This window comes from Fructilactobacillus sp. Tb1, from assembly GCF_050500285.1.
In the GTDB taxonomy this organism is placed as follows: domain Bacteria; phylum Bacillota; class Bacilli; order Lactobacillales; family Lactobacillaceae; genus Fructilactobacillus.
The window spans coordinates 1,573,685-1,588,091 of record NZ_CP191377.1; the positions used below are offsets into that span (position 1 = coordinate 1,573,685).

At 35.9% G+C, this 14,407-nt stretch carries 14 protein-coding genes; all 14 read right to left on the minus strand.

The genetic code is table 11. The features are described from left to right. Window positions 1–2 precede the first annotated feature (2 nt). Window positions 3–662: a ribulose-phosphate 3-epimerase gene (gene rpe / locus ACQW5G_RS08085; protein WP_429970952.1), complete on the minus strand. Its 660-nt coding sequence runs from the start codon at window positions 660–662 to the stop codon at window positions 3–5. Between the two features lie 2 nt (window positions 663–664). Then, the gene (rsgA, locus tag ACQW5G_RS08090) at window positions 665–1,564 is read right to left on the minus strand and encodes a ribosome small subunit-dependent GTPase A (RefSeq protein ID WP_429970953.1); all 900 of its coding nucleotides are present in this window, start codon (window positions 1,562–1,564) and stop codon (window positions 665–667) included. Window positions 1,565–1,572: 8 nt separating this feature from the next. Beyond that, the gene (rsmB, locus tag ACQW5G_RS08095) at window positions 1,573–2,919 is read right to left on the minus strand and encodes a 16S rRNA (cytosine(967)-C(5))-methyltransferase RsmB (RefSeq protein WP_429971908.1); all 1,347 of its coding nucleotides are present in this window, start codon (window positions 2,917–2,919) and stop codon (window positions 1,573–1,575) included. Next, entirely contained in the window at window positions 2,897–3,844 is a 948-nt protein-coding gene (fmt, locus tag ACQW5G_RS08100; protein WP_429970954.1) for a methionyl-tRNA formyltransferase, read from the minus strand. Before fmt ends, rsmB begins: the two co-directional genes overlap by 23 nt. Window positions 3,845–3,855: 11 nt before the next feature. Next, on the minus strand, window positions 3,856–6,261 hold the full coding sequence (gene priA / locus ACQW5G_RS08105; protein WP_429970955.1) for a primosomal protein N': 2,406 nt from the start codon (window positions 6,259–6,261) through the stop codon (window positions 3,856–3,858). Window positions 6,262–6,275: 14 nt separating this feature from the next. After that, complete coding sequence (coaBC, locus tag ACQW5G_RS08110) at window positions 6,276–7,472, minus strand: bifunctional phosphopantothenoylcysteine decarboxylase/phosphopantothenate--cysteine ligase CoaBC (protein ID WP_429970956.1); 1,197 nt, start codon at window positions 7,470–7,472, stop codon at window positions 6,276–6,278. Between the two features lie 96 nt (window positions 7,473–7,568). Beyond that, window positions 7,569–7,769, minus strand: coding sequence for a DNA-directed RNA polymerase subunit omega (rpoZ, locus tag ACQW5G_RS08115; RefSeq protein WP_429970957.1), 201 nt, complete (start codon window positions 7,767–7,769; stop codon window positions 7,569–7,571). Next, on the minus strand, window positions 7,769–8,386 hold the full coding sequence (gene gmk, locus ACQW5G_RS08120) for a guanylate kinase (protein WP_429970958.1): 618 nt from the start codon (window positions 8,384–8,386) through the stop codon (window positions 7,769–7,771). The genes rpoZ and gmk overlap by 1 nt, the downstream gene beginning before the upstream one ends. 88 nt (window positions 8,387–8,474) lie before the next feature. Beyond that, window positions 8,475–10,172, minus strand: coding sequence for a DNA repair protein RecN (gene recN, locus ACQW5G_RS08125; protein WP_429970959.1), 1,698 nt, complete (start codon window positions 10,170–10,172; stop codon window positions 8,475–8,477). 15 nt (window positions 10,173–10,187) lie between these two features. Continuing rightward, a complete protein-coding gene (locus ACQW5G_RS08130; RefSeq protein WP_429970960.1) occupies window positions 10,188–11,006 on the minus strand; it encodes a TlyA family RNA methyltransferase in 819 nt (272 codons plus the stop codon). A 1-nt stretch (window position 11,007) separates the two neighbouring features. Then, window positions 11,008–11,883 carry a polyprenyl synthetase family protein gene (locus ACQW5G_RS08135; RefSeq protein ID WP_429970961.1) on the minus strand — a complete coding sequence of 292 codons (876 nt, stop codon included), beginning with the start codon at window positions 11,881–11,883 and terminating at the stop codon, window positions 11,008–11,010. Then, window positions 11,883–12,158 (minus strand): exodeoxyribonuclease VII small subunit, encoded by a 276-nt coding sequence (locus ACQW5G_RS08140; RefSeq protein ID WP_429970962.1) that lies wholly within the window; start codon window positions 12,156–12,158, stop codon window positions 11,883–11,885. Before ACQW5G_RS08140 ends, ACQW5G_RS08135 begins: the two co-directional genes overlap by 1 nt. Beyond that, window positions 12,158–13,504, minus strand: coding sequence for an exodeoxyribonuclease VII large subunit (gene xseA, locus ACQW5G_RS08145; protein ID WP_429970963.1), 1,347 nt, complete (start codon window positions 13,502–13,504; stop codon window positions 12,158–12,160). The genes ACQW5G_RS08140 and xseA overlap by 1 nt, the downstream gene beginning before the upstream one ends. A gap of 2 nt (window positions 13,505–13,506) precedes the next feature. Further along, entirely contained in the window at window positions 13,507–14,358 is an 852-nt protein-coding gene (locus tag ACQW5G_RS08150; RefSeq protein ID WP_429970964.1) for a bifunctional 5,10-methylenetetrahydrofolate dehydrogenase/5,10-methenyltetrahydrofolate cyclohydrolase, read from the minus strand. Window positions 14,359–14,407: the final 49 nt, after the last annotated feature.

Here is a 14,407-nt window from a genome sequence, read left to right on the forward strand (position 1 = left end):
AACTAGAAATCAGTTGCTTTTTTAATAGCTTGAATTCTTGCTGCAGGATCCTCAGCATCAAATACATAAGAACCAGCAACAGCGACATTAGCACCGGCTTCATAAGCCTTAACAACTGTCTTGTCGTTTACTCCACCATCAATTTCAATATCGAAATCAATATTATCTTTTTCATTTCTAATCCGGTTTAATTCAGCAATTTTTGAAATTGTTTCAGGAATGAATTTTTGACCACCAAAGCCAGGGTTAACTGTCATAACCAATACTTGATCAACCATGTATAAAATTGGTTCGATTAAACTAACTGGAGTACCTGGGTTAATAACAACTTCAGCTTTAACACCGCGTTTTTTAATCATTTGAAGTGCACGATGAATATGTTGAGTAGCTTCAACGTGAACTCCAATTAAATCAGCACCAGCATCGGCAAAAGTATCAATATAACGTTCTGGATTTTCAATCATCAAATGACAATCTAATTCCATATTGGTAATTGGACGAATTGCTTTAACCCAGTTTGGTCCATAAGAAATAGCAGGAACAAACATTCCATCCATAACGTCAATATGTAAAACTTCGGCTCCAGCCTTATCAACTTCTTCAATTGATTTTTGAAGATTTACGTAATCAGCACTTAAAATTGAAGGCGCAACTTTAATCATTTTTATTTCCCCTTTTTTCTTTTATAAATTATTTTTTGACTCTTAATTAATGCATATTGTTTGAGATAGTCATCATACCTACTCGTTAAAATTGTACCATTTTCGACACCTTTTTTCACAGCACAACCAGGCTCATTAATGTGCAAACATTCTCTAAACTTACATTCAGATGCCACACGAACAAACTCCGGAAAATAGTTCTTCAAATCATTTAATTGAATATTTGCCGATTCAAATGATGAAAATCCAGGCGTATCTGCAATAATTCCGCCATTTATAGTAATAAATGATACCTTACGAGTTGTATGTTTACCACGACTTAACGCCTTAGAAACTTCACCGGTTTCGAGATTCAAACTAGGATCTAAATGATTAAGTAAAGTTGATTTACCGGCTCCAGTTTGACCCATAATTACTGATTGTTTGTCTTTAACAAGATCTCGTAGTTCTTGATAATTTTCTTCCCGATTAGCTGAATAAATCACTTTATATCCAACTAATTTTTCATAATCAGCAGCTATCTTAGTAAAATGATCAACTTGTTTTTCCGAAACTAAATCTAATTTTGAAAAATAGATAATTGGCGTAATTTTTTCTTTTTCCAACGTTACAAGTTCTTTATCTAATAAAATTTCAGAAAAATCTGGTTCAATTACTGAAACAACTACGATTGCTTGATCAGTATTTGCAATTGGTGGCCGAACCAATTCGTTTTTCCGGGGTAATATTTTCAAAATGTAACCTTCATCACCATTAGTCACATCAAATTCAACTTCATCACCAACTAATGGTTTAATCATTTTCTTTCGAAAATTACCACGAGCACGAGTTCGATAGATTTGTCCATCAGAATTGACATCATAGAACCCGCTCAATGATTGGTAAATTTTACCTGTTTTCATAAATTCTCCTATTTAATTTTCTTGAATCCAGCGATGAAGAATCCATCTGATCCAAAATCATCTGGGAAAATCTTCAAATAATCTTCACGACGATCAGCTTTGATACCTAAAGCTGTTTGCACTTTAATTTCTTCAAATTCAGGATGCTTGTCTAAGAAAGCTTTCACCGTCTTAGAATTTTCTTGATTTAAAATTGTGCAAGTACTATATACTAGTTGCCCACCAACTTTAAGTTTAGGAGCTACTGCATCAAGAATTTCACCTTGAATTGTTGCTAATTGTTCAACATCTTCAATCGATTTTTCATATCTAATTTCTGGTTTACGTCTAATTAAACCTAATCCAGAACAAGGAGCATCAACTAAGATTTTATCAAAAACATCATCTTCATAAATATCATCAACTTTACGTGCATCACAGGCATGGACTTCAATATTTTCTTCTAGACCCATTCGTTCTGCATTTTCCATAATTTTGTGGAGTTTATTTTCATGTAAATCAAGTGCCACTACTAAACCAGTGGTTAAATGTTCTGCAATTTGAGTAGTCTTCCCACCAGGAGCAGCACAAGCATCAAGTACATAATCATCATCACCAATTGCCATTGATTGGACTGGTAACATCGCGCTTTCATCTTGGATAGTGTAGAAACCTTCTTTAAACAAAGCAGTATGAGCTGCGACACCTTTTTTAACTACTAAAGCATCCGCCGCCACTTCACTATCACGAACTTCAAAACCAATTCGTTCGAGTTCTTTAACTAACTCATCGCGTTGGATTTTCTTGATGTTGATCCGAATTGATTGATTGGCAGGTTGATTAATACTTTCTAAGATTGAGACGGTCTTTTCCTTACCGACTTGATTGTTCAATTGTTTAATAATCCAAGTGGGTACACTGTACTTGATAGATTGAGTATCAAGTGCGTTTTTACCTTTAATCTTAGGTAATCCTTCCCGGTCGATTTTGTGTAAGACTCCAGTAACTAATCGTCTAATCCCATCATGTCCTCTGAATTTGGCGATTTCAATTGATTCATCAAAGATTGCTCGATTAGGAACTTTGTCTAAATACTGCATTTGGTAGATAGCTGTATAAAGTAGTTCTTTTACCCAGTTCTTTAACTTACCGGGATGTTTTACCAAATTATTAACGTAGTATTCAAATGTTAACCGATGTTGGATAACTCCATACACGATATTAGTAAATAAACGCGTATCTTTTTCTGACATTTTAGTTGAATCAATTACGTTATTAATTTGAAGATTGGAATATGCCCCATCAGAAATACGTTCCAACGTTTTGACAGCTAAGTAACGGGGGTTTCTATTATTATCTTTCGTCAATGAATTGATCTCCTATCGCTAGTTTTTGATTTCCGTTCAAGAAATCTGTAATTGTCTTCTTGGGTTTTCCAGCTGGTTGTACCTCATTTAGTTGAAGCACAGTTCCATTTCCTGCTGCAATTTGTAGGGTATGTTTATCACGGTAAACAACTTGTCCCGGTTGCAACTCTGTCTTAGCATCCGCAACCGCATTTGCATTCCAAATCTTGAAACGTTTCCCACCGACAAAAGCATAAGCAATTGGATCTGGACGTAAAGCTCGAACCTTACAATCTAACATCCAGGCAGTTTGATTGAAATCAAGGACTTCTTCTTCCCGTTTAATGTTTGGTGAGAATACTACGTTACTTTCGTCTTGTTTAATTGGATTAATGTCACCTGTTGCAATCTTAGGCAATGTTTCCAATAGTAAGTCACGTCCAACAATACTTAACTTATCAAACATGCTAGCAGTATCGTCTTGATCTGTAATAGCAATAGCTTGTTGAGAAATGATATCACCTGCATCCATGGCTTTTACCATATACATAATCGTAATCCCAGTTTCAGCATCGCCATTCATAATTGAATATTGCACCGGTGCCCCACCCCGATACTTAGGTAATAATGACCCATGGACATTAACGGCCGCAATCTTTGCAGCGTTTAATAATTTAGTTGGTAAGAATTGCCCGTATGCAGCTGTAATAATAAAGTCTGGTTGCATATCAATCACTTTTTGCATTGCTTCGCTACCACTAAGCTTTTCTGGTTGAAATACTGGTAGATTCAAATCAACAGCTGCTTGTTTCACAGGAGTTGGTAAAATCTTCCGTTTTCTTCCAACGGGCCGGTCTGGTTGGGTAATAACTGCTAAAATGTTATATTTTTCGTTTAACGCTTGTAGAATTGGAACACTAAATTGAGGTGTTCCCATAAATACGATTGATTCCATGTGTTTTCTCCTTACATAAAGTTGACTGGTTCAGAGTCAATCGCAATCCGTAATCCTTTGCGACTCTCCTTTTGTGATCCTTGCAAAATATGTTCCAAGGCATCCGCTAAATGTTGATCAACTTTATATTTAATAATGATTTGATAATAGTATCGGTTTTTAATTCTGGCAATGGGACGTGGTGTTGGTCCTAAAATCATTGTCTTACTCGATAATTGTCCCTTTAAGTAATTCAAGATTTCATAAGACATCTTGGCTGCTTGGTCTTCTTTAGTGGAACTAACCGTGAGCTGAACCGTAAAAAAGTATGGTGCATATCCAGCCAAGTGACGTAGTTTCATTTCCCTTTTGTAAAAAGCTTCATAGTCTTGTCGCTTAACTAACTGAATAGCGTAGTGTTCCGGGTTAAACGTTTGAATAATAACTTTTCCTTCTTTATCCGCTCGCCCAGCCCGACCTGCAACTTGAGTCAATAAATCAAAGGTCCGCTCACTAGCACGAAAATCTGGTAAATCTAGTCCGGTATCGGCATTTAAAACACCTACTAACGTGACATTGGGGAAATCTAATCCTTTCGCAATCATTTGCGTTCCTAACAAGATATCCGCATCTTGATTACCAAACTCTCGTAAAATTCGTTCATGTGCACCTTTGCGTTTCGTCGTATCAACGTCCATCCGCAAGATTCTAGCATGCGGGAGTAATTGCTGTAACTCTTTTTCGACCTTTTCCGTTCCCGTCCCAAAGTAACGAATGTTATGACTATGGCAATTAGGACAAACATTGGGAATGGGTTCTTCGAAGCCGCAATAATGACATTTCATGGTATGACTATCTAAATGCATCGTTAATGAGATATCACAATTGGGACACATTAACACATGCCCACAATCTCGACACATCATGAATGAGGAAAATCCCCGTCGGTTCAACATTAAAACAATCTGTTCATGTTTAGCTAATTTTTCATTAATGCTACTAAGTAGTTCTTCGGAAAAGATATCACCAGTTTTAGAAACTTCTTGCGTCATATCCACAATTTCCACCTCTGGAAGCTTTTGCTGGTTCACACGTTGGGTTAAACGAATAAAGTGATAAACACCCTTTCCGGCCCGCGCACGCGATTCTAAAGATGGGGTCGCACTTCCTAGCACAACTGGGCAATGATGATACTTAGAACGCCAAATTGCCACGTCTCGTGTATGATAGCGGGGATTATCATCTTGTTTGTAACTAGTATCATGTTCTTCATCTAAAATAATGAGTCCAATATTTTGTAATGGTGCAAACACCGCCGAACGAGCTCCTACAACCACTTGGGCTTTTCCAGCCCGAATTCGACGCCATTCATCATACCGTTCCCCATTGGATAAGCCACTATGAAGGATTGCAACTTGATTACCAAAGCGATTTTTCACCCGGTTAACCATCTGTGGAGTTAAGGCGATTTCTGGTACTAACATTAAAGCCTGACGTCCCTCGTTTAAAGCGGTTTGAATATTTTGTAAATAAACTTCCGTCTTTCCAGACCCAGTAACTCCCTCGATTAGAAAGGTTTCTGATTTTCGCTTCTTAATGGCCTGATCAATCTCTAAAACTGCATTTTCTTGTTCTGTGGTTAAATGTTTCGGCTGATCTCGTACAATTTCATGTTTATATGGATTACGATACTTTTCTACTTGCAGTTTCTTAATCCAGCCCTTGGTAGCAAAGGCTTTAATTGCAGACGGCGAAACTCCTTCTTCAGCAACTAACTTTTTTTGAATTAATTTGTCAGTTGGATGGTCTTGTAAAACCGCTAACAAATGTTGTTGCGCTTTCGCGGTTTTACTCAACTTACTTTTAACATCCGCAAAATCAGTAATTTGATTTTGAATCGCTAATTCCGTCTTAGCTTTAGCTTCATTTTTCACGACATATTCAATATCCACGTCATGCGATTTTTGCAATGAAATTAACTGATTGATTTCCTTCTCAGTAAAATGTTTGTCATCTAATGGCGTGCTTAAATTTGGCGAAATTTTTTTATCTAGGATTGGATCCGTAAGCTGATGATTTTTCTTCACTACTTTAGCATATTTAGCCTTCATCACATTAGGAAGCATTGTTAATAAACAGCTAATTCGAAAAGCATAAGTCTTATCAGCTAGCCATTTTGATAATTCGAGTAACTCATCATCTAAAACCGGCTCAAAATCCATAACGGAGCTAATTTCTTTTAACTTAGATGTATCTTGATCAGTCACTGGTTCTAAGCCAACCACAAATCCTTCAATTTTGCGATTACCATTACCAAATGGCACAATTACTCGCATTCCTTTACTAAGCGTGTCTTGTAAATCAGCTGGAACTAGATAAGAATAAGGAGCATTAGTTTGCATGGTGGGAACATCTACAATAATATGAGCTATTTGCATCGATTCCCTCCTCTCTAGTTAAGTTGATCTTCAATCACTTGGATAATTTCTTGCGCAATTTGTTGTTTACTTTCAATTCCGGTTTGTCTGATAATTCCAGTTTTGTTGATCAGAGTAACTTGATTATCATCACTTCCAAAACCAATTTTTTGATTAGACACATCATTTAAAACAATCATATCTAAATGTTTTTTATTTAATTTATTTTCGGCATTCTTCTGGACATTGTTAGTTTCCGCAGCGAAGCCCACAATTAGTTGATTGGCTCGTATCACGTTAGCAACTAATTTCAAAATGTCAGCAGTCTTCTTAAGATGTAAAACTAGTTCATCACTATTTTCACTTTTTTTAATTTTTTGTGTAGCGACCGCAACTGGTTTGAAATCACTAACTGCAGCTGCCATAACTAAGACATCATTAGCTGGTAATTGCTGCATAATTGCATCCTTTAGTTCATCACTTGTTTTAACTTTAATAATTTTCATGTTTTGGGGATCTGCTAGATGTGAGTTAGCACTAATTAATGTAACATCTGCACCTTGTTGGGCTGCTACTTGAGCTAGCGCATATCCCATTTTTCCAGACGAACGATTAGAAATATAACGAACTGGATCGAGATCTTCAATTGTTCCCCCAGCCGTGATTAAAAAGTGTTTTCCTGTTAATGGTTTATCTTGCAAACTGATATTAATTGCATTAACAATCTCTTCCGGTTCCATCATTCGACCTTGGGCTGCATAACCTTCCGCTAACATACCGTATCCAGGATTCAAAATTGTAATGTGATTTGTTGCTAAAGTTTCGATGTTTTTTTTGGTCGCAAAATTATTCCACATGACATCATTCATGGCTGGAACGACATATTTAGGTGTTTCTGTTGCTAATAAAGTCGTTAATGCAAAATTATCCGCAATTCCTTGCGCCATTTTAGCAATGAAATCAGCGGATGCTGGGGCAATTACTGAAATATCAGCCCATTTTGCTAATTCAATGTGATCAATATTTTCCCCGTGATCAGAAAAACTGCTGTCAGAATAAACTCGATGTTTGCATAATGATGCAAACGTGAGTTTTGAGACAAATTTTTCGGCAAACGGTGTCATGACAACCCGTACCTCTGCCCCTTGTTTTTGGAAAAGACGTAACAAATAAACCGCTTTGTAAGCAGCAATACTTCCTGTCACATATAAAACAATTTTTTGATGCTTCATTACGTTCCTCCAACCGTTTTTAATATCTTAATTATACAATAATTTACCGTAAGATAAATAAAAACCACTACGCGAACGTAATGGTTTAAAGTTTATTTATTTGTGTTCTGGTTCAATTTTTAAAACGCCAGCAGCGATTTCTTCAAGAGCCATTCCAACTGACTTAACATTAACGTAATGTGCAAGCATTGGGGTAGCACCTTGGTCTAATTCTTCAGCACGCTTACTAGCAAGCATGATTAATGAATAACGTGAGTCCACGATTTCTAATAATTTATCAATTGATGGGTAAAGCATTAAATTTCATCTCCTAAACTTGAAAGATAATCTGGCATAACACGATTAACTTTTAATCTTTCACTTTTGACAACATCTTTAATTTGTTCAACAGCATTTTCAATTTTATCATTTACGATAGCATAATCATAGTTTTGCATCATACGAATTTCTTTTGAAGCTTTTTGGATCCGTTTATTGATAACTTCTAGGTCATCAGTCCCACGACCAACAAGTCGACTTCTTAATTCTTTAATGTCTGGTGGAGTTAAGAAAATAAACACACCATCAGGACAATTAGCACGCACTTGAAGTGCACCGTTAACTTCGATTTCTAGAAAAACGTCATGACCAGCATCAAGTTGTTGGTTAACGTAGTTTAATGGAGTTCCATAATAGTTATCAACATACTTGGCGTATTCAAGCATTTCACCATTCTTGATGTGTTCTTCAAATTGTTCCTTAGAAACAAAATAATAATCCACACCATTCTCTTCCCCTTCTCTAGGTTTCCGAGTAGTCATAGAGATTGAATAGTTAAAATCAACAGTTGGGTCTTCAAATAATGCTTTTCTAACAGTTCCTTTACCAACACCAGATGGTCCGGAAAGAACAATTAGCATTCCTCTTTTTGCCATGCAGACAGCTCCTTCAAATTTTACTTAGTACGAACATTATCGCTTTTTTAACTGTAATAATCAAGATATTTTATATTACATTTTAATGTTATTTAGCTTTTTCGTCATCAGCAAGCTTTAAAAGCTCTTCCGCATGCTCAACCGCAAGTTTAGTTACAGTGGTTCCGGCTAACATCCGCGCTAATTCCTCAACTCGTGCTTGACCGTTAATCAATTGCACACTAGTTTCAGTCCGATTATCAGAATCAACGTGCTTTGAAATATAATACTGATGATCAGCCATGGCGGCCACCTGTGGTAGATGTGTAATACATAGTGCTTGCGACTTAATACTAATATGATGGATTTTTTCAGCAATTGCTTGCGCAACTCGACCAGAAACCCCGGTATCTACTTCATCAAAAATAATTGAAGTTACCCCTTGCAACTTAGAAAAAATGGTCTTCAAAGCTAACATAATCCGGGAAAGTTCCCCACCAGAAGCAATTTTAGCCAATGGTTGCATAGCTTCTCCAGGATTAGTGCGAATATAGAATTCCACGGTTTCAATTCCATTTTTACTAAACTTATCCTTCGGTAAATCAGTAAATCGAACTTCAAACTCCGTTTTATCCATATAAAGATCTGCTAATTGTTGTTGAATTTTTTCTTTTAATTTATCGGCACCATGATGTCTAATCTCACTAAGTTTTTTTCCAAGCTGATTAAGTTTAGTAATACAATCTGCTAACTGAGTTTCTAAATCTGTTCCACTATTTTCCTCAGCCTTCATATCATGTAATTCCACTGAAATTTTTTCATAATATTTTAAAATCTGTTGAATAGAATCGCCATATTTATGTTTTAACTCATAAATCGTACTTAATCGAGCTTCAACCTCTTCTAACCGATTGGGATCAAATTCTAAACTATCCATTTGATTAGAAATTTCTTTACTGGCATCTTGTAACATATAAAAGGCACTTTTAATATTTTCTGAAATTGATTTAAATTCATCATCCAATCGTTCAATATCTTCAATTGAACTCATTGCATCACCAATCATATCAATGGGACTAATATTATCGTCACCTTCAATATTAGCAAGTGCTGAATTCAAATTTTGATTAATCGTTTGAAAATTATTAAGTCGATCTCGCTCTGCGACGAGTTGTTCTTCTTCGCCATCAACTAAATCTTCATTTTCAATCTCGTTAACTTGATACTGTAACATATCAAGGCGTTGAGCCCATTCTTTTTCATTTTGATTTTTATTCGCTAATTGTTTCTTTAATTTAAGATATAAATCATATTGGTCCTGGTATTGAGATAACACATCTTTTAATTTCGTCCCAATAAATTCATCTAATAAAAAAATGTGCTTATCACTTTGCATTAAAGTTTGATGTTCATTTTGGCCATAAATATCAACTAGTGTTTCACCAATCTTTTTCAAAGTACTAGTGTTAACCAGCATCCCGTTAACCCGACAAATATTGCGACCATTTTTAAATAATTCACGTTGTAAAATAACGCTATCATCATCGTGATCAATCCCAAATTCATCCAATTTTGCAGCCGTAGTTCCGCCTTTAGGAATATCAAACAATCCTTGAAGTACGGATTTGTTAGCCCCAGTTCTGATGAAATGTTGTGAACCACGTCCACCAGCAAGCAAGCCAACAGCATCGATAATAATTGATTTTCCGGCACCAGTTTCACCGGTTAGAGCCGTCATACCAGATTCAAAATTAATTGATAATTGGTCAATGATTGCAAAATCTTTAATCGAGATCTCTTTTAACAAAACGATGCCCCCTAACTAATTATTTAAACTCTTATAGGCTGAATCTTGCACTTCTTTGATAGATACATCGGGATCAATGCTAGGGTTATCGGTTGATTTTAGGTGAACTAAAAATTCAACATTTCCTTCTCCACCTTTAATTGGTGAGAAATCTAAGCCTAAGACAGAAAAACCAGCATCAATCGCAAAGCCAATGACCTTATTGATAACATCGTAGTGCACTTTACTATCACGAACAATTCCATGTTTACCGACGTTTTCACGACCAGCTTCAAATTGCGGTTTAATCAAAGCTACTACTTCACCATTGGGTTTCAAAATATGCTTCAATGGTTCCAAAATTAAATGAAGTGAAATAAATGATACATCGATGGAAGCGAAATCTGGTAATCCATCTTCGAAATCTTCTGGTTTACTGTAACGGAAGTTAGTGTTTTCCATTACATGTACTCGAGGATCATTCCGCAATTTCCAGACAAGTTGATTAGTACCAACATCTAGGGCATAACTCATCTTAGCGCCATTTTGCAACATTACATCCGTAAAACCACCAGTTGATGATCCAATATCAAGAACCGTTTTGCCATCGACAGAGATCCCAAAGCTCTTTAAAGCTTTAGCTAGTTTAAGACCTCCACGACTAACATAAGGCATTACATTTCCTTTTAAATGAAGCTTAGTTTCAACTGGAATCTTAACTCCTGGTTTATCCAATCGTTCTTCGTTTTTACCTAATACATCACCAGCCATCACAGCTCGCTTAGCTTGTTCACGACTATCAAACAAACCTTGTTTAACTAATAAAACATCTACTCTTTCTTTTTCTACTGCCATATTATCCTTTTCCTAATTGAAAATACGTTAAAAATGATTTTAATAAATCAATTGATTGAGCATTTTCTAAGTTTTCTAATGCTTTCAAACTATCTGTAACAGTTTCACTTAATTTTTCTCTAGCACCATTCATGCCTAATAAATTAACATAAGTATTTTTGTCTACGTCTTCATGATCACTTTCAGTTGGTGCATCTAAAATATCATCATAGATTTGAAAAGCAACTCCAAAATTCCACGCAAAATCTGATAATGATTTACGATCAATATCATTAACTCCTGCCATTACAGCACCAGCTAAAATACAATAATGGAATAATTCTCCAGTCTTTTTGCGATCTAAATTTTGTAATCCAGCTAAGTCAAGGGTCCGGTCTTCGAACGAAACATCAATTACTTGCCCCTCAACCATTCCATGAGGACCGGCGGCATTAGCTAATAATGAAACTAATGTAATCCGTTGTTCTGCAGGAAGTTGATTATCAGCTAACCATTCAAATGCCAACGTTAATAAACCATCACCAGCTAACGTAGCAATATCATCACCAAATTTTTTATGGTTAGATGGTTTTCCACGGCGGGTATCACTATCATCCATCGCTGGTAAGTCATCATGAATTAATGAATAAGTGTGCAATAATTCAACTGCACTACTAACTTTAATTAATTCATCTGTGATTTGAATGCCATAGGACTGCAAAACTGCTAATACTAATAACGGACGGAGTCTTTTTCCCCCAGCCATTAATGAATATTCCATCGAATCATCCAATAATTTAACGTTGGAAGCTTTTTCAATTCCACTTTGTAAAATTTGATCAATTTTAGGTAGATATTCAGCTTTAAATTGTTGTAATACTTGTTTATTGGCATTCATTAGAATGGTAAATCTCCATTATTAGATTTAGCTTGGTCTTGGGCTTCGTATCCTTTATCACGTTTAAATGGAACTTCCTCGCCATCAGGATTAACCATCTTCGTTAAAGTGTTTTCCGCATTTTCTAATGTTTTTTGCATTGCTTGGCTTAATTTAATTCCGGTTTGGAATTCAGTTAAGGCTTTTTCTAGCGGAACATCTCCACTTTGTAATTCATTTACGATTCGTTCTAATTGAGCCATGTTTTCTTCAAATGAAGCACTTTTTTCTACCATTATTTTTCACTCTCCTGGTTTATTTTAGTAATATCAGCTTGGATATTACCACCACTTAAATCAACAGTAATTGTTTCTCCGACTTTAACGTCACTTACATTTTTTACGATGTGATTATCAGCACTTTTAACCATTCCATATCCACGCGCCATAATTTTTAAGGGACTCAAATGGTCTAAAGCATCAACTTTATTACTAAGCTGCTCTTGTTTTGTCACAAAAACTGCTTTCATATGTTGTTTTAAATTAGCATTTAAATATTCGAGTTGTTTTTGTTTAGCATCAACTAAATTACGTGGTGATGCTCCGCTTAAACGACTACGTAGTAAGGATAATCTACTATCTTTTTGATTCATTTGGTTCTTGAAAGCATTGGTTAATTGATCTGCTAATAAATCAACTTGCTGGCTGTATGATTCATAAAGTCGGCTAGGATCTTTGAATACATAACTTTGTTGTAAATGTTCCAATTTTTGTTGATCCATTTTGATAATGTTACGCATAGCATTTTCTAAACCATTTTGTAAATTGCGGATGTTCGCAATTACGTCTGCTAATTCAGGTGATGCAATTACCCCTGCTTGTGTCGGAGTTGAGGCTCGTTTGTCAGCTACTAAATCAGCAATGGTGTTATCAGTTTGATGCCCAACGGAAGAAATCACAGGAATTTTGCTATTGTAAATTGCCTTAGCGACTACTTCTTCGTTGAATGGCCATAAATCTTCAATTGATCCTCCACCACGACCAATAATTAAGGTATCAAAATCACCATTTTGATTAACCTTCTCAATTTGATTAGCAATTTCCTGTGCTGCACCTTCACCCTGTACAGCAGCTGGATAAAGTACTACTTGAATATGGGGATCTCGTTTACGTACTGCATCGATAATATCCCGAATAACTGCCCCACTTTGAGAAGTAACGACCGCAATTCGTTTGGGGTACTTAGGAATTGGTTGTTTATGATTTTCATCAAACATTCCTTCGGCATAAAGCTTCTTTTTTAGTTGTTCATAAGCTAAATAAAGATTACCTACACCATCAGGCTGCATTGATTCCACATAAATTTGATATTGACCACTTTTTGCAAAAGACGTTACTCGACCTGTAATCAGAACCTTCATACCTTCTTCGGGTTCAAATTTAACCTTAGCAAACGCACCTTTCCACATTACCGCACTAATTACAGATTGGTCATCTTTAATGACAAAATATTGATGGCCTGGGCGCTTACGCCAGTTTGATAATTCACCAGTTAAATAAACTTTACTTAAATATGGGTCATTTTCAAATTTTTTATGAATATATTGATTTAAGGCGGTAACCGTTAAATAATCATGATCCATTTTTATAGACTCCATTCACACATTTCGACTGTTTGTTGCATTAAAGTTGCAATTGTCATTGGACCAACTCCACCAGGAACTGGTGTAATATAGCCAATTTTGCTCGTTTCGGGGTTGTAATTAACATCCCCGACTAACTTACCGTTTTCATCTAAGTTTTGACCTACGTCGATTACGTAAGCACCTGGCTTGAAATCTCCGTCAGTTAACATGTTAGATTTTCCAACAGCGGAAACCACTACATCAGCATCACGTGTGTAGTCTTTTAAATTCTTAGTATGACTATGCACGTCAGTAACGGTTGCATTAGCATTTAACATTAATGCCAACATTGGCTTTCCAACAATTGAACTACGACCAACAATGACAACTTTGGCACCATCAAGGTTAACATTATATTTTTCTAATAGTGTCATAATCCCTTTTGGAGTACATGCCACTGGGTATTTTTTATCTAAATTTAAGAATAAATTACCCACGTTGATCGGATGAAATCCATCAACATCTTTTTCTGGTTTAATAGTTTCAATCACTTTTTGTTCATCGATATGAGCTGGAAGCGGAGCTTGAACTAAAATTCCGTTCACTGCAGAATCATTATTCAATGATTTAATCGTATCAATTAAAGTTGCTTCACTCACATCAGCTGGAAAAGTCTTCATGATTGAATTAATACCTAATTCAACAGCTTTCTTTTCTTTCATATGTACATATCTTTGACTAGCTTGATTATCTCCAACTAAAATAACAGCTAATCCTGGTGTGACACCTTTTTTAGCAAGTTCTTCTACCTTAGCTTTGGTAGCTGCGTTAACTTCTTTAGCGACTTTACGTCCGTCGATCATTTCTACCATGGTTAATTCCTCACAATTCGTAATATTAATATCTCAATTTTAGCATATT